The organism is Clavibacter phaseoli, assembly GCF_021922925.1.
GTDB lineage: Bacteria > Actinomycetota > Actinomycetes > Actinomycetales > Microbacteriaceae > Clavibacter > Clavibacter phaseoli.
The window spans coordinates 378,137-400,768 of record NZ_CP040786.1 but is presented as its reverse complement, the minus strand read 5'-3'; the positions used below and the strand labels follow the sequence as shown (position 1 = coordinate 400,768).

The window sequence follows — 22,632 nt, the reverse complement described above, 5'->3', positions numbered from 1 at the left end:
GCCGCTAGAACTGCACGCGGGGCGGCTCGGCGATGGACGCGAGGCTCGAGACCTCGTAGAAGTCCCGCTCGCCGAAGCCCAGCCCGCGCACGAAGAGCGTGTTCGGGAACTGCGTGATCTTGGTGTTGAGCTCGCGCACGCCGCCGTTGTAGAACCGGCGCGACGCCTGGATCCGGTCCTCGGTGTCCACCAGCTCGCCCTGCAGCTGCAGGAACGTCTGGCTCGTCTGCAGCTGCGGGTACGCCTCGGCGACCGCGAAGAGCGACTTCATCGCGCCCTGCAGGTGCTCCTCGGCGGTGCTCGCCTCGGCGGGGCTCGCGGCGCTGATCGTCTCGGTGCGCGCGGAGGCCACCTTCTCGAAAACCTTCTGCTCGTGGTTCGCGTAGCCCTTGACCGACTCGATGATGGTCGGCAGCAGGTCCGCGCGCCTCTTCAGCTGCACCGTGATGTCGCTCCACGCCTCGTCCACCCGGACGTTCAGCGTGACGAGGGCGTTGTACGTGGCCCAGAGGTAGATGCCGACGAGAACTGCCAGGAGCACGACGACTCCGAGCGCGATCCACAATTCCATGCTGTGGATCCTACGCGCGGGTCCGGGGAGGTCCCGGGGTGCACGGGGCCCGCGCACCCGTTCTGGGGGCGTCGACGGCGCCGCGCGTCCGGCTCAGCCGCGTCCGCGTCAGCCGCGCTCGCGCAGGGTGTCGCGGAGGAAGCGGTACGAGGAGCGGGGCGTCCGGTCGGCGGTGCGCGGATCCACGTGCACGAGGCCGCGCGGATGCGCGCGTCCCGCCTCCCACTCGAAGCCGTCGAGCAGGCTGCCGGCGATGACGGCCTCGAGCCGCACGCCCTCCGCCGGGCCGCCCGGCGCGACGGCGGCGAGCGCCTGCACGAGGTGGTCGGAGATCGCGTGGGCGCGGCGCGGGTCCCGACGGGAGCCGTCGCGGTCGTCGACCTGCTCGGGGTGCGCGGCGTCGAGGTCCGAGAGCACCACGGGCGGCAGGGCGTCGCCGTAGCGCGCGCGGAGGTCGGCCAGCACGACGGGCACGAGGTCGGGCGCGACGGGGTGGCCGTCGAGGGAGGCGGGGTGGTCGGTCCAGGGCAGCTCGGCGAACGGGATCGCGGTGGATCCCGCGACGAGGCGCGGCACGGCGGCGACGCGGATCGGGTCGGCGAGGGCGACGCCGTAGTGGTCGAGCGGCTGGCCGATCGAGCGGAGGTCGGCCGGATCCACGCGCCCGAGCCGCTCGAAGGCCTCGGCGTGCGGGCCGGCGAGGTCCGGGTAGCGGCCGAGGAGGACGGCGTCGGCGAAGAGGTCCTGGTGCAGGGCGCGCGCCACGACGGCGGCGGCGCGGTCGTCGTCATCGCCGGAGGCGGCCTCGACCACGCGGTGGGCGTTCACGATGCCGACCCGGGCGGTGGAGCTCGCGCCGCGGATGGCCTCGACCGCCCGGCCGTGCGCGAGCAGCTGGTGGTGGACGGTGGGGAGCGCGTCGAGCCCGAGGCGGGATCCCGGCGCGTGCGTGCCCGTGACGTGCCCGGCCATCGTGGTGAGCGCGGGCGTCCGGAGCGTCACCCAGTCGGGCACGCGGTCGGCGAGCGCCTCGGCGGCGAGGTACGCGAGGTCGCCGAAGCGCAGCGCGGTGTCGCGGTGGAGCCAGCCGCCGCGGTCCTGCAGCTCGACGGGCAGGTCGTGGTCGTGCAGGGCCGCGCGCGGGCGGATCCCGGCGGCCAGCAGCCCGTCGACGAGCTCGTCGTAGAACGCGATGCCCTCGCGGCGCAGTCCCCCGCGCGCCTCCGGCTGGATCCTCGACCACGAGATCGAGAAGGAGAGGACGTCGACGCCGAGCTCGGCCGCGAGCGCGACGTCCTCCGCGCTCCGGGAGATGTGCTCCGCGCCGCGCTCGGGGTCGCTGCCGTCCGCCACGGCGCCGGGTCGGCGGGCGAACGCGTCCCACACCGACTCGGTGCGGCCGCCCTCGTGTGCGCGGCCCTCGACCTTCGTCGCGCTCGTGCTCACCCCGACGCGCGGGCCGTCCGCGAGGAGACCCGCCAGCTCGGTCGGCGTCGGGCGGTCGGGGGCGGCGTCGCGAGGGGTCACCTGAGCAGTATCGGGCACGGGGAGGGCGCCGCCTCGCACCGCCGAGGCGCACGGGCCGGCGCCGTCGGGTGGCGCCGACGCGGGAGCCGCACCGACGACGCACACCCCGCGTCCCGCGGTCGGGCACGCGCCGCACAGGTTCGCGTACCACTTCCGTCACGGTCGGTGCGGGCGGTTGACACGCTCCGACGCACCCGCCTGAATGGAGGCACGGTGCAGGTTCAGGCGACGAACGAGGGTCGTCCGTCCACGGGGGGTGGAGCGGGCGGTGTCCGGCGATCCCGCAAGCGGCTCGTCCGTGCGGCCTCGATCCTCCTCCTGCTCGCCGCGCTCACGGCCGGCGGCACGGCCGCCGCCTCCGCCGCCACGCAGACCCCGACCCCCACGCCGAGCCCGATCCCCTCCGGCGCTCCGGCGCCCGGTCCCACGGTCGAGACGCCCGCCTTCTCCACGGACGGCGCCGTCGCGGTCACCGGCACGCGGCCCACGGGCGCCGACGTGCAGGTCACCATCGCGAGCGTGCCCGCCGCCGTCACGCTCCCCACCTCCACCACCTGGCGCGCGACCGCCACCGGCGTCCCGGACGGGCAGAGCGCCGTGCGCGTCACCGCCGGCGGGCAGGAGGCCACCGCCACCGCGTCCGTTCTGCGGGCGCCCGGCGTCAACAGCTTCTCCGTCGTGACCACCGGGCTCGTCAGCGGCACGGGCTACCCGGGCGCGATCGTCGATGCGCGCTCGGGATCCGCCGCCTGCCGCGCCACCGTCGGCTCCTCGAGCACGTGGGCGTGCCTCCTCGCGCCGCCGCCGCCGTCGGGGACCGGCGTCCCCGTCACCGCGACCCAGTCGACGTCGTGGAGCACGGGCACGCCCGCCATCGGACGCGGCACGGGCAGCTTCGACACGACGGCGCCGGGCGCCGCGATCATCACCGCGCCCGCGGCCGGCGCGACGGTCGACACCACGGGCATGACGATCTCCGGCACCGCCGACGAGGACGGCGACGTCGTGCGCGCCTACCTGACGGGCTATGGCGACGCGGCCTGCCAGGCGCAGGTCGCCGGCGGCAGCTGGTCGTGCACGACCGGGACGCTCCCGCCCGGGCCCCTCGGGATCACGGCGACGGTCACGGATCCGCTCGGCAACATCAGCACGCTCGCGTCCGAGGTGGGCATCACGGTCGCGCAGCCCGCCTCGTCGCCCACCCCGGGCACGACCACCCCGCCCGCGAGCGCGACGCCCGATGCCACCAGCTCGCCCGAGGGCACGCAGGCGGCGCCCGCGCCCGGATCCGGTTCCAGCGGCGGCGAGGGCGGCGGATCCACCGGGACCGCCCCCGGACCCGACGGCGCACCCGGCTCCGGATCCGCGCCCGCCGCCCCCGCCCCCGCCCCCGGCACCTGGAACGCGCCCACGCGCTTCGGCACCTCGCTCCAGCCGCTGCCCGCGGCGTTCACGGACGGCCGCGGCCTCCTCCCCCTCCTGCTCGCGCTCGGCGCGGTGCTCCTCGTGACCCTCCCGGCCCTCCTCCTCCGCGGCGCCCTCGTCGCGCGCTTCGGCGGCCGCCACCGCGCGGCGGAGGACGTGACGCCGCTGCGGATCGTCCCGCGCGGCGACGCCGGCGCCCTCACCACGCGGGCCGCGGCGGCCGCGTTCACCGACTCGACCGCGACGACGGGCCAGCTGCGCATCGTGCCCGGCCGGCTCGACTCCGCTCCCATCCCCGTGCCCGCGCGTCGCGAGCCCGAGCCGACGCTCCTCGGCGCCCGCCCCGCGCGCGAGCCCGGCCGCGCCGGCCGTTGGGGCGCCGCCGCGGCAGCCCTCGCCCTCGCCGCCGCGCTGGCCGCGCTGTCGCTGCCCGTGGGATCCGACCCCAACGCCGTCCGCCTCTTCCTCGCGGCCCTCGTGGGACTCGCCGTCGTGAACGGCGTCGGCGTGGTCGCGGTCGCCTCGGTGGCCGGCCGCGTCGGCGCCGGACCCGCACGCGTGCGCGCCGTGCCCGCCCTGCTCGTCCTCTCGGCGACCGCGGTGCTCGTGTCGCGGTCCTTCGGGCTGGCCCCGCCCATCGTGATCGGCCAGGTGCTCGGCCTCGTCGCCGACGACCGCGACGACGCGTCGCGGGCCCGCCTCGCGCTCGTGCAGTCGGGGTCGCTCGCGACGCTCGGCCTCGTGGCCTGGATCCTCTACGGCCTCGTCCCCGCGACCGGCGGCATGTGGCCGCAGCTGGCGAACGAGCTCCTCAGCGTCGTCACCCTGGCCGCGCTCAGCTCCGCCGCCCTCGCGCTCGCCCCGGTCTCCCTGGTCCTCGGACGCTCGCTGCTCCTGCGCTCCCTGCCGCTGTGGGCCGTCGTCAGCGTCGCCGTGCTCACGCTGGCCTTCGCCGCCGTGGCCACGACCGCGAGCGGCGTGCCGGCCGGCGTCTGGATCACGGCGCTCGTCGTCGCCGCGGCCTTCGCGGCCGTGAGCGTCGCCGTGTGGCTCTGGATCCGCGTGGTCGAGCCCTCGCTGCAGCGCCTCTAGCAGCCGTCCCCCGCCGCTGTCCCGCTGCCGCGCCGCATCTGGTGCGGATGGTCGGCCGAGGCCACACTGGGGGCGTCGCCGGCTCCGGCGGCCTCGATCAGGCCCGCGCGGCCCCGACGGCAGGAGTCCTGCATGAGCACATCGAGCACGTCCCTCTGGGCGGCGCTCACGCGGCGGAAGCCCGTGGAGACGATCGAGGCGGAGCCCGGCGCGGCGACGGAGGAGGGCGGCCTCACCCGCTCGCTCGGCCTGTGGCAGCTCACCGCGATCGGCGTGGGCGGCATCATCGGCACGGGCATCTTCACGCTCGCGGGCACCGTCGCCAACCAGACGGCCGGCCCCGCGGTCCTCATCTCGTTCCTCATCGCCGGCATCGCGAGCGCCGCGGCGGCCCTCTCGTACGCGGAGTTCGCGGGCATGATCCCGAAGGCCGGATCCGCGTACACCTACGGCTACGCGGCGCTCGGCGAGATCGTCGGCTGGTTCATCGGGTGGGACCTGCTGCTCGAGTACACCGCCATCGTCGGCGTGGTCGCGATCGGCGTCTCCGGCTACGCGGGCTTCCTCCTCGACCAGCTCGGCGTCGACCTCCCGGCCTGGATGCTCGGCGCGGCCGGCACCGGCGACGGCCACGTGGTCGACCTCTTCGCCGTGATCCTCTGCCTCGGCACCGCGTTCGTCCTCACCCGCGGCATGAAGAGCGTCGGCCGCTTCGAGCTCTACCTCGTGGGCCTCAAGGTCACGCTCGTGCTCGTGATCGTCGTCATCGGCTTCACGCAGATCACCGGCGCCAACTACCAGCCCTACTTCCCGTTCGGCGCGGCCGGCGTCTTCACGGGCGCCGCCACCGTGTTCTTCGCGGTCTTCGGCTACGACGCCATGAGCACCGCGGCCGAGGAGTCGAAGGACGCGACCAAGCACATGCCGAAGGCGATCCTGCTGTCGCTCGCGATCGCGATGGTGCTCTACGTGCTCGCGACCATCGTCCTCACGGGCATGCAGAAGTACTCGGACATCAACCCGGAGAGCGGCTTCGCGACCGCGTTCGAGTCGGTGGGCCTGCCCGCGGTGGCGAACGTGGTGGCGGTCGGCGCGATCGTCAGCGTCGTCACCGTGATGCTCACGTTCATGCTCGGGGCGTCGCGCGTGTGGTTCTCGATGAGCCGCGACGGCCTGCTGCCGAAGTGGTTCGCGGTCACCGACCGGAAGCGCAACGTGCCGACGCGCGTGACGTGGATCATCGGCATCGGCTCGGCGCTGTTCGCGGGCTTCCTGCCCATCACCGTGGTGGCGGAGCTCACGAACATCGGGATCCTGCTGGCCTTCGTGGTGGTGTGCGCGGCCGTGATCGTGCTGCGCTACAAGCGGCCCGAGATCCCCCGGGCGTTCCGCCTGCCGGCCATGCCCGTGGTGCCCATCATCGGCATCGGCTTCTCGCTGTGGCTCGTCTCGTCGCTCCCGTGGGAGACGTGGGTGCGGTTCGCGGTGTGGCTCGTCATCGGCCTCGTGATCTACCTCACGTACTCGCGCCGCAACTCGGTGCTCGCCGCCGACAGCCCGCGCAACCGCGGCTGACGACCGCCGGCCCGGCCGCCCGCGGATCCGCCCGCACGACGACAGGGGCGCCGCCCACCTCGCGAGGTGGGCGGCGCCCCTGCTGCGTCGTACCTGCGGGCTAGTTCGCGCCGCTGGTGTTGATGCCGCCGTTGACGCCGTTGGGGTAGAACCCGCCCTTCGTCACGGCCTTGTTGTTCAGGTACACGATGTTGAGGACCTGACCGGTGGTGCGGCTGAACGCGATGCCGTTCGCGTCGGTCGGCACAAGGTTGGCGCCGCCCGAGATCGTGATGCCCTGGTCGAGGTCCGTGGACCCGTCGAGGGAGTCGCGCGCGTTGGAGATCGCGTTGGTCGGGGCCGCGAGGCCCTTCGCGAACAGCGACGTGCGGATGATGCCCGCGTGGTACGCCTCGACCGCGAGGATGCCGGCGGCCGCCTCGAGGTAGGTCTTGTTCGTGATGAGCGGGGCCGCGCCCTTGTAGGCGGTGACTCCGACGTCCTCGAACACGAAGGACGCGAGCAGGAAGTTCTCGTCGCTCGCGAACGCGTCGAACTTCTCGCCCGGCTTGATGAGGCCGGCCGCCGTGGCCGCCGCGGAGAACGCGTCGTCCAGGTTGATCGCGGGACGCGCGACCTTCGCCGAGCCGAGCGCGGAGCGCAGGAACTTGACGTGCGCCTTCTCGTCCTGGGCGATCTCGCGGGCGTACTCGCGGATGGCGCGGTCCTTGAACTGCACCTGGCGGCCGCCGGTGACGCCACCGGGCGTGCCGACGCCGGAGATGTCGTTCGGGACGAGGCCCGCGCCGGTGGAGGCACGCAGGTAGAACTCCGCCTCGAGGTACTCGAGGTTGAGCGCGAAGTTGAGGACGGCGAGGTCGGTCGCCTGCCCGGAGTCGGCCTCGGCCTGGGCGTCGGCCGCCTGGGCTCCGGTCGCGGGGATGAGGGCCGCGGCGCCGACGCCGAGACCCGCGATGCCCGCCGCGCTGAAGAAGCGACGACGGTCGAGGGGCGACTGCGCGCTCCTGTCGATGGCCTGGGTGATGAACTTCTTGTCGAACATGGATGAGCTCCCTTGATCGTCGCGTCCGTATCCCAGATACCGAGCGCGTGGTGGTTCGAACGCTAAACGGGTGACAGGCATCCGGATAGGGGCGCGATGCACTGTTTCGCCGGATGTCACGAACCCTTCGGAACGCGGCTCCCCGCGGATTGGCCCGATCGGTCGCGGATCTCGGGAACGCTGATCAGGTCGGGATCACCTTGAAGAGCACCTTGCGCGTCACCATGAACCAGATCGCCGCCAGCACCAGGGTGTGGACCACTGCCCCCTGCCAGGGATTGGCCCTGTCGAGGAACGGCAGGCTGCCGACGATCAGCACGAAGAAGACGTGGACGATGAAGACGTAGAGGCTCGCGGACCCGAGCGGCGTGTAGAACCAGCCGAACGCGCGGTCCACGGGCTTCCACACCCGGGTGAGGAACGTGTACGCGACCACGAGCATCAGCGCGAGGTCGATGAGGCGTCCGGGCTGCAGGAACGTGCGCTGGTACATCGACTCGTACAGCGACGAGTAGAGGCCGTCGGGCACGCCCGGCAGCTGCACGCCGTAGGTGTGCCCGGCCCAGAGCACGGCGAGCGAGCCGACGTACGCCACCAGCCCGATCGTCACGAGCACGCGGCCGACCCGGCCGGTGAGGGCGCGCGTGATCTGCTTCCGGTAGTAGCCGATGACCATGCCGTTGAGGAACGCGACCTGCCAGGTGAGCAGCGGGAACACGTCCTCGAACATCGACGGCAGCACGCGGATGTCGAACTGCGCGTTGAGCACGTACGCGGTCCAGCTGGCGATGAGCACGACCCACCACATGCGGCGGCGGAGCAGCCACACGATCGCGGGGACGAGGAGGGTCAGCACCACGAACAGGCCCATGATGTTGAACACCCACGGCCCCATGCGGAGCAGCAGCAGGTCGCGGATCGCGTACCAGGGCGGCGGGTAGTCGAGCAGGCGCGCGCCGTTCGGGTAGAGGTCGTAGACCTGCCCGGTGGTGGTCTTGCCGTCGGCGCCCGTGCCGCGGTCGGTGAACGTGGTGATCACGTCGGTGTCCAGGAACGGCACGAACGTGAGCGCGAAGACGATGACGACCACCGCGATCGCCACGACGTACTGCTTGAACGCGCGCCGGAGGATGGAGATGAGGGCCTTCATCTCGCCGAACCTCTTGACCGCCAGCGGGTAGACCATGCCGAGCACGAGGCCGGACAGCAGCACGAACATCTCGGCGCCCGTGATGGCGCCGATCGCGTTGATGGTCACGTACGAGTACGGGCTCGCGACCTCGATGTGGGTGATGACCACGGCGACGATGGTCCAGCCGCGGAAGAGGTCGAGGCGGCGGTCGCGGGGGCTGTTCTCGTCGGGGTAGCGCCAGCCGGGCTTGAGGCGGCCGATGAGCCCGGAGATCACGAAGAGGAGCAGGAGCACGACCGCGCAGAGCACGATCCACCCCATCTGCTCGTCCTCGGGGGATCCCGGGTCGCGGTACTGCGCGGTGGCGACGTTGGCGCGCTCCTGGTCGAAGACCTGCGTGACGGGGCCGAGCGTCGCGGTCGCCGGATCCAGGTGCGTGAGGAGCGCGGACGCGACCGTGGTGTCGCCCGTGGCCCGCCAGTCGATGACGGCGCCCTTGGCCTCGGCCTCGGTGCGCTGGAGCTCGCGCCAGACGACCATGCCGATGCCGGGGTGGGCCGACCGGATGTCGGCCGAGAGCACCTGGTCCCACCACGCGCTCTTGATGTCGATCTCGCTCGCGCCGTCGGTGCGGGCCGGGTCGTAGAGGGCGCCCGTCTCGATCACGGCCGGCTTGCCGGTGCCCTCGATCCACTCGGCGGCGAAGTCGCGCCCCGCGCCGGCCTGGTCGGAGTAGCCGTACTGGCCCGCCAGCTCACGGGAGAACTTGCCCTCCTCGGGCACGACGTTCTCGCCGAACTCCTGCTGCGGGATCACCTCGGTGCCGAGGTAGTCCTCGGTGGGCTGGCCGACGGTGAAGTCCTGCTCCGCGCCGAAGTGGGACGCGGACAGGCCCACCCAGTCGACGGCGTCGTCGCCCGGGTAGTACGGCCGGTACGCGTCGTCGTCCACGTCGACGCGGCCGTTGCCGTCGGTGTCGAGCTCCGCGATGGAGCGGGTGGCGGATCCCTGGGTGAGGCCGTCGGCGGATCCGAACGGGTAGCCGGCCGCGTACGCGGGTGACCACACGGTGACGGCGCCCGCGTCGGACGCGTGCACGGCGTCGGCGACCTGGCGGAACGCGGCGATGTACGCGGTCGGCTGCTGGCCCCAGGGGGTCCACGAGCCGTTCATCTCGGGCGCGAACCGGACGAGCGCGCGGGAGTCGTAGCGCTCGCGGAGCGCCTCGAGCCGGCCCGTGAGCGCGGTCGCGTCGGCCGCGGTCAGGTCGGCCAGCGGCTTCGTCGGCTCGAGCGTGAGGAAGAGGAGCGACCCCTGCTGCGCGGCCTGCTGCGCGAACTGGTCGAGGTAGGTGACGTCGTCGGATCCGAGGGGGTAGCGCACCGACTGCCCGAGCACCGCGGGGGTCGCCCCGAGGCGGTCCGCGTAGCTCTGCGCGTCGTCGGCGGTCCAGTCGAGGATGCCGCCGAACCAGGGCGCGGCGGGCGCCTCGGTGAGGTCGACCTCGTCGGCGGGCGCCGCGGGAGCGGCGGCCCGGGGTGCGGACGGCGCGGCCGGGGCGGCGAGCGCCGCGGTCGCCGGGACCACCGCGATCGCGAGCGCCACCATGGCCGCGGCCCAGCCGCCGATCCGTCCCCGCGTGCGCCCGCCCCCGCGTGCCCGCATCCCCCCGCCGCGCATCAGCCGCGGAGCCTGACCAGCCGCCAGCGGTTGCTTCCGTCGGTGCGCTCGTAGGTGAGGTCGTCGAGGGCCGCCTGCGCGAGCGCCAGCCCGCGGCCGCTCTCGCTGAGGTCGTCGGGCATGGACACCTGGGTGAGGTCGACGACGGCGGGCTGGCCGTCGTCCTCGAACAGCGCGACGATGCGGTCGTGCTGGCAGATCACGGTCATGGTGAAGGTCACGGGGTACCCCGCGCGCTCCCCCACGGCGACGCCGTGCTCGACCACGTTGCCCGCGATCTCCACCACGGCCGTCTCGAAGAGCATCCGCTCCATGTCGCTGACGTCGAACGCCTGGTCCCACACCGCCGCGATCACCGCGTGCACGGCGGAGAGGCTCTCCTCCACGGCCGGGAGCGTGACGTTGGCCCGCACCGGCGGCGCGTGGTGCGTCATGCCCTCATCGGTCACGGAACACGCCCTCGGGCGACTCGTGCACCGTGAGGACGCGGTTGAGGTTGGTGAGCTCCAGGACGGCCTTCACCTGCGCGTTCGGGCGCGCGAGGCGCAGGTCGCCGCCCGCCTGCCGGGCGCGCTTGAGGCCCGAGACGAGGGCGCCGAGGCCGGAGGAGTCCATGAAGTCCGTGCTGCCGAGGTCCACGACGACGAACGGCCGTCCGCCGTCGATGACCTCGGTGATGACGGTCGTCAGCTGGCGGGCGGACACCATGTTCAGCCGACCCGTCGGGGTGACGACGCTCACGTTCGTGCCCTGCTCGTCCACTGCGATGTCGATCATGCGTCCTCCTTGGCCGGCGTGAAGCCCCGATAGCGGGCCGCACGGATGATGATGCTGAAGATCGCCAGGTCGAAGACGACCCAGGCGAGGTTGGTGAACGTGCCGAGCGGCGTCGCCTGCCCGACCGCGAGGCGCAGCAGGCCGATCGCCGACGCCACGATGAGCGCGCCGATCACGTAGAGCTGGGGCTTCACGAGGTCCCACCGCGGCTTGCCGCTCTCCGCGCGGACCTTCGGGGTCACGGCGAAGTCGAGGGGCTTGCGGAAGAACACGTTGGCGACGGCCGTGGTGACCGAGGAGATCCAGACGGGGAAGAGCGCCAGCGAGTACTGCTGGCCGCGCCAGGTGCGCTTGCCGCGTCCGACGACCGCGAAGAGGAGCTGGTTCACGACGAGGAACGGGATGAGCCGGCTGAAGAAGTCCGTCGACAGCGCCTGCACCGGCAGCACCCCGAAGACGAGGTAGATGATCGGCGCGGCCACGTAGACGACGGCCGTGAAGCCGGAGAAGTAGCTCCACATGGTGGCGAAGTACATGAGGCGCTGCGGGATCGAGAGCGCCTTCTGCAGCAGCGGGTTCTCGCGGAAGAACACCTGGATCGTGCCCTGCGCCCAGCGGAGCCGCTGCGTGAGCATGGTCGGCAGGTCCTCGGGCGCCAGGCCGTAGGCGAGCGTCTCGTCGTGGTACGCGCTCTTCCAGCCGAGGCCGTGCAGGCGCATGCAGGTCGCCATGTCCTCGGTGACCGAGATGGTGGCCAGCGGCATGATCGACTGCGCGTCGTCGTCGCGGTGCACGTCGATGTCCCGCACGATCGCGCGCACGGCGTCGAGCGCCCCGAGCGGCGACCAGTCGCGCTGCGCGAGGCGCGTCATGGCGCTCTCGTCGACGAGCGAGACCGCGTCGCGCTCCGCGGAGTGGCGGCCCGCGAGCGCGGCGATCTCGGCGAGGTCGGCGTTCAGCGCGGCCATGTCGTCCTGCACCATGCGCGCCGCGATGGAGTCGACGCGCTTCTGGAAGCGGTAGGTCACGTCGGCCAGCGCCTGGCCGCGGCGCAGCTCGGCGCGGGCACGGCGCACGTCGTAGGCGACGTCGTCGAGCGCCTTCCGCAGCTCCAGCTGGTCGGGCTCGAGCTCCTCGCGCGCCTTGTCGAGCACGTCGCCCGCCGTGCGCAGTGCGCGGAAGACGCTGATCTCGATGTCCGTCACGTAGCGCGAGACGCCGAGGAGCATGAGGGCCTCGCGGCGGAGGATCGCGTTGGAGCCGCAGAAGAACGCCGCGTTCCACCCGTCCTTGCCCTGCTGGATGGGGCCGTAGAACAGCGGCGCCTGGCTGCCGAGCACGTCCTCGTCCGGCACGTTCACGAACACCTGCGGCGTCTGCACGAGCGCCATGCGCCGGTCGTCGAAGTAGCCGAGCGTCCTGTCGAGGATCTCGGGCACGGGCACCTGGTCGGCGTCGAGGATGAGCATGAACTCGCCCTCGGTCGTCAGCAGCGCGTTGTTGAGGTTGCCGGCCTTGGCGTGGCGGGCGCGGCCCGACCAGTCGGCCGAGCGGGTGATCCAGCCGATGCCCTCCGCCTCGGCGAGGTCGCGGAGCTCGGTGCGGTTGCCGTCGTCGAGCACCCACGTCTTGTGCGGGTAGGTGATGCGCTGGGCGGCGCGCGCGGTCTCCATGACGAGGTCGAGCGGCTCGTTGTAGGTCGCGATGAACACGTCGACCGTGAGGCCCGGCTGCGGTGCCGGGGGCTTCGGTCGGTCGCGCGCCCGCCACATCGTGAGCCCGAAGAGGAGCGAGTCGATGAGGCTGTAGGTCTCCGCGAGCACGAGCGGGATCGCGATCCAGAGCGCCTCGGGGTTCACCGAGAACAGCAGGCGCCAGACGATGTAGTTGAGCCCGAGGATCGCCGTGACCACCGCGAGCAGGCGGATGAGCGCGAAGCGCAGCGGCGACCGTCCCGTGGTCGGCGCGCGATGCGTCGAGCGGCTCACGCGCGGCTCACGGCGAGGACGCTCACGTCGTCGAGCGGCGTGCCGGCCGAGGCCAGGATGCGGACCCGCTCCACGAGCGCGTGCACGCCGCCGGACTCCGTCACCAGGCGGCCGATGAGCGCGAACGCGGGCTCGCTGCCGCCGAACATGTCGAAGAGGCCGTCGCTGAAGGTGACGAAGGTGTCGCCGTGCCCGAGCACCGTGTGCCGCTCCTCCCAGCGGTGGTCGGGGTCGATCCCGACGGGCAGGTCGCTCGTGTCGAGGTGCGTGACGCGGCCGTCGGGGTGGACGACGATGGTCAGCCCGTGCCCCGCGTCGGCGTAGCGGAGGAGCCCCGACGCCTGGTCGAGGTGCCCGTGCTGGAGCGTGACGAACGCGCCCGTGCGGTCGAGGTCGGCCTCGAGCGAGCGCGCCGCGTCGGTGACCATGAGGCCCGTGTCCTCGAGGACGCCCGCGCCGTAGCGGTCGGCGGTGCTCGCGATGCCGCGGAGCACGGCGCGGACCGTGGCGGTGAGGATCGCAGCGCCCGTGCCCTTCCCCATCACGTCGGCGATGGAGAAGCGGAGGCCGGACGGGGTGCGCTCGTAGTCGTAGAAGTCGCCGCCCACGACCTGGGCGGGCACGCACACGGCGGCGACGTCGTATCCGGGGATCTCGACCTCGGCGGCGGGCAGCAGGGCGGACTGCACCGCCTGGGCGCGGTCCATCTCGGCGCTCGCGATGAGCTCGCGCTGCGCCCACTCGGCCAGCTCGGCGAAGAGCGCGAGCTGACCGGCGTCGAGGCCGCGCGGCTCGACGTCGTACAGGCAGAAGGTGCCGATGACCAGTCCCTCGGCGTCGCGCAGCGGGTGCCCCGCGTAGAAGCGGATGTGCGGCTCGCCCGCCACGGTGGGCAGGTGGCGGAAGACGGGGTGCGCCTGCGCGTCCTCGACGACGAGCACGCGCTCCTCGCGGACGGTGGTGTCGCAGAAGACGCTGCTGATCGGCGTCTCGGACAGCTCGGCGCCGGCGCAGGAGGCGAACCACATGCGGTCGTGGTCGGCGAGGCCGATGGTCGACAGCGGCACGGCGAAGGCCGTGCGGGCGAGACGGGTGACGCGGTCGAAGCGCTCCTCGGGCGGGCCGTCGAGCAGCCCAAGGGCCTCCACGGCGCGCTGCGCCGCGGTCGACCGCGCGTCCTCGATCAGAGTCATCCCCGCCCCCTCGCCGACGTGGACCCCCGTCCACGGCACCCCAAAACCTAGGGTGTGTTCAGCTTACGTGGCCGGATCGATAGGGGACGTACTAAGTGGCGCTGCCCGGATGACCTCGGTGGTCGTCCCAGTGGTCACGGACGGGGCAGGCGATGGGCCGAGCGCGTCGACGCGAGTGCCCCCGCAGGGACTCGAACCCTGACCTGTAGCGATTTTAAGTCGCCCGTCTCTGCCAATTGGACTACGGGGGCGCGGCGCCGGAGCGCTCCCGACAGCCTACGGTCGCCGTGCGGATCCGGTGGCGCCGGGCATGACGACGGCCCGCAGGCTCAAGCCTGCGGGCCGTCGTCGGTGGTGCGGGTGGATCAGGCCGAGGGCTTCTCGTCCGTGGTCTCGGCGCTGGGCGCGGAGCTGTAGCTGCCCGCGAGCGCCGGGGACTTCTCGCCCTCGGCGGGCGCGTCGGCCTTGTCGTCGGCGGCCTTCTTGGCGGGCGCCTCCTCCTTCTTGACGGGAGCGGCCGGAGCGGCGTCCGCGGCGGGACGCGGGCGCGACGCGAACGTCTCGAACGCGGTGCGCGGGGTCTCGCGTGCCTCGAGAGAGACGATGTCGCGGCCCCAGACCAGGTTGTTCACCCAGCCGGTGACGACGCGCGCCTTGCGCTCGAAGGACGGGATCGCGAGGCCGTGGTAGCCGCGGTGCATGACCCAGGCGGGGAAGCCGGTGATGCCGAGCTTCCCGGACTGGAACGCGCCCTGGTAGAGGCCGAGGCCCGCGACGGCGCCGAGGTTCTTGTGGAAGTAGTCGGTGATGCCCTCGCCGCGGAGGCTCGCGGTGATGTTCTTCGCCATGAGCTTGCCCTGGCGGACGGCGTGCTGCGCGTTGGGCACGCAGAAGCCGCCGACGCCGCCGCCCGTGAGGTCGGGGGTGGCCGCCACGTCGCCGGCGCCCCAGGCGTCCGCCACGATGCCGTCGTCGCCCTCGACGCGACCGTCGGCGCGCACGCGCAGGCGCCCGCGCTCCTCGATCGGGAGGTCGGTGTTCTTGAGCATGGGGCTGGCCATGACGCCCGCGGTCCAGACGATGACGTCGGACTCGAACGACTCGCCGGTCGACAGCTCGACGACGCCGCCGACGGCGGACTTGAGCTGCGTGTCGAGGTGCACGAGCGCGCCGCGCTCGGCGAGGTTCTTGAGCACCCAGTGGCTGGTCTCGAGCGACACCTCGGGCATGATCCGGCCCATCGCCTCGATGAGGTGGAAGTGCGTGTCCTCGAAGTCGATCTCGGGGTACTTCTTCACGAGGTCGGTCGCGATGCTGCGCATCTCGGCGAAGACCTCGATGCCGGCGAAGCCGCCGCCGACCACCACGAAGGTGAGGAGGCGGTCGCGCTCGGGCCCGGCGGGCAGCGTGGCCGCGCGGTCGAAGTTGGCGAAGATGCGGTCGCGGATGGCGACGGCCTCCTCGATCGTCTTCAGGCCGATGGCCTCGTCCGCGACGCCCGGGATCGGGAACGTGCGCGAGACGCTGCCCGCGGTGACGACGATGATGTCGTACGCGAACTCGTACGGCTCGCCCACGGGCGGCGTGATGGTCGCGGTCTTGGACGCGTGGTCGATGCCGGTGACCTTCGCCGTCACGACGTTGGTGGTGCGGAGGTGGCGTCGCTGCGAGACGACCGCGTGGCGGGGCTCGATGGATCCGGAGACCACCTCGGGCAGGAACGGCTGGTACGTCATGTACGGCAGCGGGTCGACCATGGTGACCTCGGCCTCGCCGGATCGGAGGTGCGACTCGAGCTTCCATGCCGTGTAGAAACCGGCGTAGCCGCCGCCGACGATCAGGATTTTGGGCACGATGGATGACTCCCTGCAGGTTGTGGTCGAAATCAGGCTACCCCCTACGGAGCAGCCGTCTGAAATGCCGCCACGCGACGACCGCCATGGCGGCCGCGAGCGCCGCGAAGACGGAGAGGACGAGGGCGGGGATCCCCACCTCGCGGAGCTCGCCCGCGGTCGGCAGCGCGTCGGCCCCGGGATCGGCGGTGGGGGCGTCGGCGGGCACAGCGGGCGCGGCGTCCGGGGTGGCCGACGCGGTCGGATCCGGCGTCGCGGCCGGCGCACGGCGGTACAGGCGCACCCACTCCTCGAGGTCGCCCAGGGGCTTGCCGCTCGCGGGCGCGACGTCGTCCGTCACGGCGGCGGCGGCATCGACGAGACCGCGGCCGTAGATCTCGGGCTGGCCCTTCTGCCTCGCCGTGGCGAGCACGCGCTCCACCACGTCGTCGGCCTTCAGCTCCGGATGCGCGGCGCGCACGAGCGCGACGACGCCGGAGACGAGGGGCGCCGCGCCGCTCGTGCCGCTCCACTGCACGTAGCGGCCGCCGGGCTCGACGCCGACGAGCTGCTCGCTCGGCGCGGCGACCGCGATGGTGATGCCCTGCGACGACGCGTCGAAGCTCGCGGCCCCCGCGCGGTCGACGCCCGCGACCGCGAGCACGCCGGGGATCGTGGCGGGCGCGCCCACCTCGGTGGTGCCGCTCCCCCGGTTGCCCGCGGCCGCGACGACCACCACGTCGTGCTCGTAGGCGTAGAGGAAGGCGCGGTCCCAGCTCTCGGGCCAGTCGAGCGAGTTGCGGGTGAGGGACATGTTGATGACGCTCGCGCCGTTGTCGACGGCCCAGCGGACGGCGTCGGCGATCTGCGCGTCCTCGTCGCGCGCGCCGGACGTCGGACCGCCGAGCGCGACAGAGACGCTGAGGAGGCTCGCGGCCGGGGCGACGCCGATGACGCCGGATCCCGTGCCGGTGCCGCGTCCCGCGAGGAGCGACGCGACCATGGTGCCGTGCTCGCTCGAGGCGCCGACGGGCGTGGTGCCGTCCGCGGATCCGACACCCGAGACGTCGGTGCCGCCCACCACCGCGCCGCGCAGGTCGGCGACGGACGCGTCGACGCCCGTGTCGATGACGGCGACCTTCACGCCCTCGCCGCGCGTGGTCTGCCAGGCCTGCTCGACGCCGTAGTCGGCGAGCCAGTACTGGCGCTCGCGGACGGGATCCGCCTGGACGGGCGTCGCCGCGGTCAGCACGGCGGCCAGCGCGAGGGTCCCGGCGGCGGCCGCCCGCGCGAGGCGGCGGCCCGGCCGGGTCGACGCGCGGGCGCCGGGCGCGGGGGTCATGCCGCGTCGGGGTCGGCGCACTCGCAGACGTCCGGCGACCACGCGGCCCGGGCCAGCGCGATGTCGCCGATGGGGTTCACGCCGGGACCCGCGGCGAGCGCGTGGCCCGCGAGGGCGTGCAGGCACTTCACGCGCACGGGCATCCCGCCCGCGGAGACGCCGGTGAGCTCGGGCACCACGAGGATCGACTCGCGGTCGGCGAGGTAGGACGCGTGGGCGGCGGCGTACGCGTCGCGCAGCGCCTCGTCCTCCGCGAGGTCGTCCTGCAGCTCGGCCATCACGTGCTCGGCCTCGAGGTGCGAGATGGCGGCGGTGGCCGCGGGGTGGCACAGGTAGTAGAGCGTGGGGAACGGCGTGCCGTCGCCGAGGCGCGGCGCCGTGCTCACCACGGTGGGGTTGCCGCAGACGCAGCGGGCGGCGATGCCGACCACGTCGCGCGCGGGGCGGCCGAGCTGGGCGGAGACGATGCGGACGTCGCGCTCGGAGGGCGGGTCGAAGGGGGGTCGGGTCACTGGTCGCCTCCCTGGACGGATCCCTGGAGCTGGTCGGGCGGGGTGTCGCTGAGGGCGCTCGTGAGCGCGGATCCGAGCAGGGCCTGCACCCAGTCCTGCTTCGTCTCCTGCAGGTCGGCGCTGATGGGCGCGCCGTCGGGCGTCGTGGTGTCGTCGCCGGAGGAGGCGGGCAGCCCGCGGACGAGGTAGCTCGTCTCGCCAGGCATCACGTAGAAGAGGCGGTCGCGGACCTGCGCCTTGAGGAACGCCGGGTCGTCGTAGCGGGCGCGCTGGTCCTGGAGCTGGGCGATGGTGCCCTTCTGGGCGTCCACCGCGCTCTGCAGGCTGCTGAGCTGCTGCCGCTGCTCGAGGTAGATGCGCAGGCCCGGGGCGAGCACCACGACCGTGAGGACGAGGAGCACGAGCACCATCACGGAGAAGCCGGAGAAGCGCATGCTGCGGAGCCAGTTGCCCGCGGGGGCGTCGCCGTCGGGCAGCGCCACCGGGACGCGCTCGGTGCGGGGACGCGGCGCGCGGCGGGCGCGGAGGGTGTCGAGGCCGGGGAAGCGGGCCATCGGTCCTCCTTCGTGTGCGGATCGGTCGTGCGGGTGGACGGCGGTCCGCCCGCGCCGTGGTGGCGCGGGCGGACCGGCCGGATCAGGCCTGGAAGCGCGGGAAGGCGCTGCGGCCGGCGTAGACCGCGGCGGCGCCGAGGTCCTGCTCGATGCGGAGGAGCTGGTTGTACTTCGCGACGCGCTCGCTGCGGGCGGGGGCGCCGGTCTTGATCTGGCCCGCGTCCACCGCGACCGCGAGGTCGGCGATGGTCGTGTCCTCGGTCTCGCCCGAGCGGTGCGACAGCACGGTGGTGTAGCCGCTGCGCTGCGCGAGGCTGACCGCGTCGAGCGTCTCGGTGAGCGTGCCGATCTGGTTGACCTTCACGAGGATCGAGTTGGCGACGCCGCGCGTGATGCCGTCGGCGAGGCGCTTCGGGTTGGTGACGAAGAGGTCGTCGCCGACGATCTGCACCTTCGCGCCGAGCTCGGCCGTGAAGTGGTCGTAGCCGGCCCAGTCGTCCTCGTCCAGCGGGTCCTCGATGGTGATGAGGGGGTAGGACGCGACGAGGTCCGCGAAGTACGCCGTGAGGTGCGCGGCGTCGACCTTCTGGCCCTCGAACGTGTAGGCGCCGTCGGAGTAGAACTCGCTGGAGGCGACGTCGAGGCCGAGCGCGATCTGCTTGCCGGCGGTGAAGCCCGCGGCGTCGATGGCCTCCATGAGGAGGTCGAGCGCGGCGCGGTTGCTGTCGAGGTTCGGCGCGAAGCCGCCCTCGTCGCCGAGGCCGGTGGACAGGCCCTTCTTCTTCAGCAGGCTCTTGAGCGCGTGGTACGTCTCGACGCCCCAGCGCAGGCCCTCGGAGAAGGTGGACGCGCCGACGGGCAGGAGCATGAACTCCTGGATGTCGACGTTGGTGTCCGCGTGCGAGCCGCCGTTGATGACGTTGAGCATGGGGACCGGCAGCGTGTGCGCGTTCGGGCCGCCGAGGTAGCGGTAGAGGGGCAGCTCGGCCGAGTCGGCCGCCGCCTTCGCGACCGCGAGGGAGACGCCGAGCAGCGCGTTGGCGCCGAGGCGGGACTTGTTCTCGGTGCCGTCGAGCTCGATCATCGTGGCGTCGATGATGCGCTGGTCCGCGGCGTCGAGGTCCTGGATGGCCGGGCCGATCTCGTCGACGACGGCGGCGACGGCCTTCTGGACGCCCTTGCCCAGGTAGCGGCCCGCGTCGCTGTCGCGCAGCTCGTACGCCTCGAACGCGCCGGTGGATGCGCCGGACGGGACGGCCGCGCGCGTGAACGTGCCGTCCTCGAGGAGCACCTCGACCTCGACGGTCGGGTTGCCCCGGGAGTCGAGGATCTCGCGTGCGTTGACTGCTTCGATGGCTGCCACGGAATGGTCTCCTTGCGTTGCGGTGGGGGGTGGGAAGTCGGATCCATCCTAGCCGCGGGGCCCTTCCGGGCCGGGGGCGGCGGGGCCTGCGCGCAGGTGTCGCGCAGGTGGCGGATCAGCCGCGCGGGCCGCCGTCGAGCGGGCGCTCCTGGAGGGACGCGGCGCCGGACGTGTCGGCGTCGACGGCCGCGAACGTGCGGAAGCCCTGCCGCTTGAGCGCCTCGAGGAGCGGCGCGACGTTCTTCGGGCGCGGCTCCAGGCGCACGCGCCGGCCCGAGGCGACGAGCTCGGCCTTGAGGCGCGCGAGCACCTGGACCGGGGTCCGCCTGTCGTGCACGAGGGCGATGGCGTCGGTGTCCTCCGCCTCGGGCAGCACCGCCAGGTCGACGATCCGCTCGAAGCCGATCGAGAAGCCGGCCGCCGGCACGTCCTGGCCGAGGAAGCGGCCGATCATGCCGTCGTAGCGGCCGCCGCCGCCGACCGAGCTGCCGGACGCGGGGTGCGCGATCTCGAAGATCGTGCCCGTGTAGTAGCCCATGCCGCGCACGAGCGTCGGGTCGAAGCGGAGCGTGACGCCGTCGGGCAGGCCGACGAGCGCGTCCGCCAGGGTCTCGAGGTCGGCCACCGCGTCGGGGTCGACGCCCGCGGGGAGGATCCCGGTGATGGCCTCGGCCGTGAGCGGCACGCCGCCGTCGGCGAGCGCGGGCTCGATGCGCTCGAGGATCCCGCCGAGCACGGCCGCCGCGTCCGCGCCGCCCTCGGCGAGCTCCGCCACGACGCCCGCCGCGCCGATCTTGTCGAGCTTGTCGATGCTGATGAGCGCCTGCGCCTGGCGGTCGGGCGCGAAGCCGCAGAAGTCGAGGATCCCCGCGAGGATGCGCCGGTCGTTCACGCGGATGGTGCAGCCGGTGAGGCCGAGGGCCGCCAGCGTCGCCGCGGTGGCGGAGATCAGCTCGACCTCGGCCAGCTGGCCGGCCTCGCCGATGATGTCGATGTCGCACTGCATGAACTGGCGGTAGCGGCCCTTCTGCGGTCGCTCGGCGCGCCAGACGGGGGCGGCCTGGATCGCCCGGAAGACGCCCGGCAGCTCCGCGCGGTGCGACGCGTAGAAGCGCGCGAGCGGCACCGTGAGGTCGAAGCGCAGCCCGAGGTCGGAGAGCGCGAGGACGTCGCCGGCGTCGGCGGCCGCGTGCAGGTCGTCGCCGGAGAGGCCGCGCTTCAGCACCGAGTAGGCGAGCTTCTCGTTGTCGCCGCCGAGGCCCGCGTGCAGCCGGCCGGACTCCTCGACCACGGGGGTCTCGATCTCGTCGAAGCCGTGCGCGCGGTAGGTGCGGCGGATGATCGCGAGCGCCTGCTCGCGGCGGGCCTTCTCGGCGGGCAGGAAGTCGCGCATGCCGCGGGGCGGCGTGATCTGCTGGGGCATCCCCCGATTCTGTCAGGCGGCGGGCCGCGTCCCCGGCGGCCCCGCCTCCTCCCCCGGGTCGAGCCACGGCTCGATGCGCGGCGTGAACGCGTCGATGAGCGCCTCGAAGCCGCGCATGGCCCGGTCGCGGTCGCCCGAGATCACGAAGTCGAACTGCAGGCCGTAGGAGCCGGCCTGCAGGAGGTCGGCCGTGTCGACGGCGACGTCCTCGGGGACGCCGTGGGCGAGCATCCACTCGAGGCCGAAGCGGCGCCACGCGGAGACGCTCGCGATGGCGTGCGGCCGGACGACGCCGTCGCGCGTGCGGAGGAGCGCGGCCTCGAACTCGAGGCGCTGGAAGTCGCGGTTCACGTCCGTCAGGCGCCAGCTCCAGGCCCGGGTCGCCCACTCGCGCAGCTCGTCGGGCCGGATCGCGCCGGGGTCGCCCTCCACCATCTCCGCCTGGCGGTGGTCGATGGCGTCCATCGCGGCCTCGAGCAGCCGCTCCTTGGAACCGAAGTGGTAGACGAGCACGAAGGTGCTCTCGCCGAGCGCGTCGGCGAGCCCGCGGAAGGTCACGGACTGGAGCGGGTGCGCACGGAGGTGGTCGAGGATGTGGGCCAGCAGGTCCTGGCGGCGATGCGGATCCGGGGCTGCCACGACCTCACCATAACAAGCGTGATGGACAGGTGGCGAAGGCCGTTACCGTGTGATCGCCCAGATCTGTCCGCCGTCTCCTTCGGGTGGAGACGACGGACGTGGCGGCCCGGGATCGGGTAAATCCCGGGTGGCGCCCCCGCGGGCCGGAGACCGCCTCAGGCGGTCCGGCCCGCGACGGGGGACGCGTCGTCGCCCTCGTCGTCGTCCAGGCCCGCTCCGGGGGCCGACTCCGCCGCAGGGATCTCCGCCGCAGGGATCTCCGTCGCCTGGATCTCCGCGGTCAGCGAGCGCAGCGTCGTCCGGAGCGCGCGCTCCGCGTCGAGCCCCCGCGACCTGGCGGAGACCACGACCGCGAGGAGCAGCCGACCGAGGTCGTCCTCGTCGTCGACGGGGATGGCGGCCGGCGCGTCCGCCTCCAGCAGGCCGACGCGCTCCGCCCGGCCGAGCAGCTTGTCGGCGAGCGCGAGGGACGGCATGCCCATCGGGATCCCGTCGACGACGCTCGTGCGCGCCGACTTCTCGCGGTCCTTGGCGGCGCCCCAGACGCGCAGGACCTCCTCGACGGTGTCGGCGCGCTCGTCGCCGAAGACGTGCGGGTGGCGGCGCACCATCTTCTCGGTGGCGGTGCGGGCGACGTCGGCGAGGTCGAACCCCTCGCCCTCGGTGCGCGCGATGTCGGCGTGGAAGACGACCTGGAGGAGCACGTCGGCGAGCTCCTCGCGCATGCCGGGCACGTCGTCGGTCTCGATGGCCTCGACGAGCTCGTGGCTCTCCTCGAGGAGGTACGGCACGAGGGTCCGGTGCGTCATCCCGCGGTTCCAGACGCAGCCGTCGGGAGCCCGGAGGACGGCCATCGCGGCGGCGAGCTCCGCGACGGCGGCGGACGCGCCCTCGGATCCCGACGTGGCGGCGGATGCGGACGGGGACGCGGGCTCGCTCATCCCGCCATCCTCGCACCGGGCCCC

At 73.3% G+C, this 22,632-nt stretch carries 18 protein-coding genes and 1 tRNA gene; 2 read left to right on the top strand and 17 right to left on the bottom strand.

Annotated features, from left to right (window positions below):
• Nucleotides 1-4: 4 nt before the first annotated feature.
• Nucleotides 5-571 carry a LemA family protein gene (locus FGI33_RS01920; protein WP_043588635.1) on the bottom strand — a complete coding sequence of 189 codons (567 nt, stop codon included), beginning with the start codon at nucleotides 569-571 and terminating at the stop codon, nucleotides 5-7.
• Nucleotides 572-679: 108 nt separating this feature from the next.
• Nucleotides 680-2,098, bottom strand: a complete 1,419-nt coding sequence (locus FGI33_RS01915; RefSeq protein ID WP_237582176.1) for a glycoside hydrolase family 1 protein — start codon at nucleotides 2,096-2,098, stop codon at nucleotides 680-682.
• A 213-nt stretch (nucleotides 2,099-2,311) separates the two neighbouring features.
• On the opposite strand from FGI33_RS01915, the gene FGI33_RS01910 reads away from it, so the two are divergent.
• Both FGI33_RS01910 and FGI33_RS01905 read left to right on the top strand, forming a co-directional pair.
• Nucleotides 2,312-4,615, top strand: a complete 2,304-nt coding sequence (locus FGI33_RS01910; protein WP_237582175.1) for a hypothetical protein — start codon at nucleotides 2,312-2,314, stop codon at nucleotides 4,613-4,615.
• 132 nt (nucleotides 4,616-4,747) lie between these two features.
• Complete coding sequence (locus tag FGI33_RS01905) at nucleotides 4,748-6,190, top strand: amino acid permease (protein ID WP_119434639.1); 1,443 nt, start codon at nucleotides 4,748-4,750, stop codon at nucleotides 6,188-6,190.
• A 100-nt stretch (nucleotides 6,191-6,290) separates the two neighbouring features.
• On the opposite strand, the gene FGI33_RS01900 is transcribed toward FGI33_RS01905, so the two are convergent.
• The 15 genes from FGI33_RS01900 to FGI33_RS01830 all read right to left on the bottom strand — a co-directional run bounded on the left by FGI33_RS01900 (nucleotide 6,291) and on the right by FGI33_RS01830 (nucleotide 22,608).
• Complete coding sequence (locus FGI33_RS01900; RefSeq protein WP_119434638.1) at nucleotides 6,291-7,232, bottom strand: ferritin-like domain-containing protein; 942 nt, start codon at nucleotides 7,230-7,232, stop codon at nucleotides 6,291-6,293.
• Between the two features lie 184 nt (nucleotides 7,233-7,416).
• A complete protein-coding gene (gene opgC, locus FGI33_RS01895; RefSeq protein WP_237582174.1) occupies nucleotides 7,417-10,029 on the bottom strand; it encodes an OpgC domain-containing protein in 2,613 nt (870 codons plus the stop codon).
• Nucleotides 10,030-10,043: 14 nt separating this feature from the next.
• Nucleotides 10,044-10,493, bottom strand: coding sequence for an ATP-binding protein (locus tag FGI33_RS01890; RefSeq protein WP_237582173.1), 450 nt, complete (start codon nucleotides 10,491-10,493; stop codon nucleotides 10,044-10,046).
• Nucleotides 10,483-10,821 carry an STAS domain-containing protein gene (locus tag FGI33_RS01885; protein ID WP_119402232.1) on the bottom strand — a complete coding sequence of 113 codons (339 nt, stop codon included), beginning with the start codon at nucleotides 10,819-10,821 and terminating at the stop codon, nucleotides 10,483-10,485. Before FGI33_RS01885 ends, FGI33_RS01890 begins: the two co-directional genes overlap by 11 nt.
• Nucleotides 10,818-12,809 carry a glycosyltransferase family 2 protein gene (locus tag FGI33_RS01880; RefSeq protein WP_119434629.1) on the bottom strand — a complete coding sequence of 664 codons (1,992 nt, stop codon included), beginning with the start codon at nucleotides 12,807-12,809 and terminating at the stop codon, nucleotides 10,818-10,820. Before FGI33_RS01880 ends, FGI33_RS01885 begins: the two co-directional genes overlap by 4 nt.
• Nucleotides 12,806-14,002: a PP2C family protein-serine/threonine phosphatase gene (locus FGI33_RS01875; RefSeq protein ID WP_119434630.1), complete on the bottom strand. Its 1,197-nt coding sequence runs from the start codon at nucleotides 14,000-14,002 to the stop codon at nucleotides 12,806-12,808. The genes FGI33_RS01880 and FGI33_RS01875 overlap by 4 nt, the downstream gene beginning before the upstream one ends.
• A gap of 176 nt (nucleotides 14,003-14,178) precedes the next feature.
• Nucleotides 14,179-14,253: transfer RNA gene (locus FGI33_RS01870), tRNA-Leu, on the bottom strand.
• Between the two features lie 114 nt (nucleotides 14,254-14,367).
• Entirely contained in the window at nucleotides 14,368-15,855 is a 1,488-nt protein-coding gene (locus FGI33_RS01865) for an NAD(P)/FAD-dependent oxidoreductase (RefSeq protein WP_119402228.1), read from the bottom strand.
• A 37-nt stretch (nucleotides 15,856-15,892) separates the two neighbouring features.
• Nucleotides 15,893-17,176 (bottom strand): S8 family peptidase, encoded by a 1,284-nt coding sequence (locus FGI33_RS01860; protein ID WP_237582172.1) that lies wholly within the window; start codon nucleotides 17,174-17,176, stop codon nucleotides 15,893-15,895.
• Complete coding sequence (locus tag FGI33_RS01855) at nucleotides 17,173-17,688, bottom strand: DUF501 domain-containing protein (RefSeq protein ID WP_237582171.1); 516 nt, start codon at nucleotides 17,686-17,688, stop codon at nucleotides 17,173-17,175. Before FGI33_RS01855 ends, FGI33_RS01860 begins: the two co-directional genes overlap by 4 nt.
• Nucleotides 17,685-18,242 (bottom strand): FtsB family cell division protein, encoded by a 558-nt coding sequence (locus FGI33_RS01850; RefSeq protein WP_119434644.1) that lies wholly within the window; start codon nucleotides 18,240-18,242, stop codon nucleotides 17,685-17,687. Before FGI33_RS01850 ends, FGI33_RS01855 begins: the two co-directional genes overlap by 4 nt.
• An 82-nt stretch (nucleotides 18,243-18,324) precedes the next feature.
• Nucleotides 18,325-19,605 (bottom strand): phosphopyruvate hydratase, encoded by a 1,281-nt coding sequence (gene eno, locus FGI33_RS01845; RefSeq protein WP_119434645.1) that lies wholly within the window; start codon nucleotides 19,603-19,605, stop codon nucleotides 18,325-18,327.
• Nucleotides 19,606-19,720: 115 nt separating this feature from the next.
• Entirely contained in the window at nucleotides 19,721-21,028 is a 1,308-nt protein-coding gene (gene hisS / locus FGI33_RS01840; RefSeq protein ID WP_119434646.1) for a histidine--tRNA ligase, read from the bottom strand.
• A 12-nt stretch (nucleotides 21,029-21,040) separates the two neighbouring features.
• Complete coding sequence (locus FGI33_RS01835; protein WP_119434647.1) at nucleotides 21,041-21,667, bottom strand: TetR/AcrR family transcriptional regulator; 627 nt, start codon at nucleotides 21,665-21,667, stop codon at nucleotides 21,041-21,043.
• A gap of 155 nt (nucleotides 21,668-21,822) precedes the next feature.
• Nucleotides 21,823-22,608, bottom strand: a complete 786-nt coding sequence (locus FGI33_RS01830; protein WP_119434648.1) for a nucleoside triphosphate pyrophosphohydrolase — start codon at nucleotides 22,606-22,608, stop codon at nucleotides 21,823-21,825.
• Nucleotides 22,609-22,632 lie beyond the last annotated feature (24 nt).

What these genes read in the sequence shown, in the direction of transcription:
- FGI33_RS01920 (WP_043588635.1), bottom strand. Translation starts at nt 571, where the DNA reads ATGGAATTGTGGATCGCGCTCGGAGTCGTCGTGCTCCTGGCAGTTCTC.
- FGI33_RS01905 (WP_119434639.1), top strand. Translation starts at nt 4,748, where the DNA reads ATGAGCACATCGAGCACGTCCCTCTGGGCGGCGCTCACGCGGCGGAAG.
- FGI33_RS01900 (WP_119434638.1), bottom strand. Translation starts at nt 7,232, where the DNA reads ATGTTCGACAAGAAGTTCATCACCCAGGCCATCGACAGGAGCGCGCAG.
- opgC (WP_237582174.1), bottom strand. Translation starts at nt 10,029, where the DNA reads ATGCGGGCACGCGGGGGCGGGCGCACGCGGGGACGGATCGGCGGCTGG.
- FGI33_RS01885 (WP_119402232.1), bottom strand. Translation starts at nt 10,821, where the DNA reads ATGATCGACATCGCAGTGGACGAGCAGGGCACGAACGTGAGCGTCGTC.
- FGI33_RS01875 (WP_119434630.1), bottom strand. Translation starts at nt 14,002, where the DNA reads ATGACTCTGATCGAGGACGCGCGGTCGACCGCGGCGCAGCGCGCCGTG.
- FGI33_RS01860 (WP_237582172.1), bottom strand. Translation starts at nt 17,176, where the DNA reads ATGACCCCCGCGCCCGGCGCCCGCGCGTCGACCCGGCCGGGCCGCCGC.
- FGI33_RS01850 (WP_119434644.1), bottom strand. Translation starts at nt 18,242, where the DNA reads ATGGCCCGCTTCCCCGGCCTCGACACCCTCCGCGCCCGCCGCGCGCCG.
- hisS (WP_119434646.1), bottom strand. Translation starts at nt 21,028, where the DNA reads ATGCCCCAGCAGATCACGCCGCCCCGCGGCATGCGCGACTTCCTGCCC.
- FGI33_RS01830 (WP_119434648.1), bottom strand. Translation starts at nt 22,608, where the DNA reads ATGAGCGAGCCCGCGTCCCCGTCCGCATCCGCCGCCACGTCGGGATCC.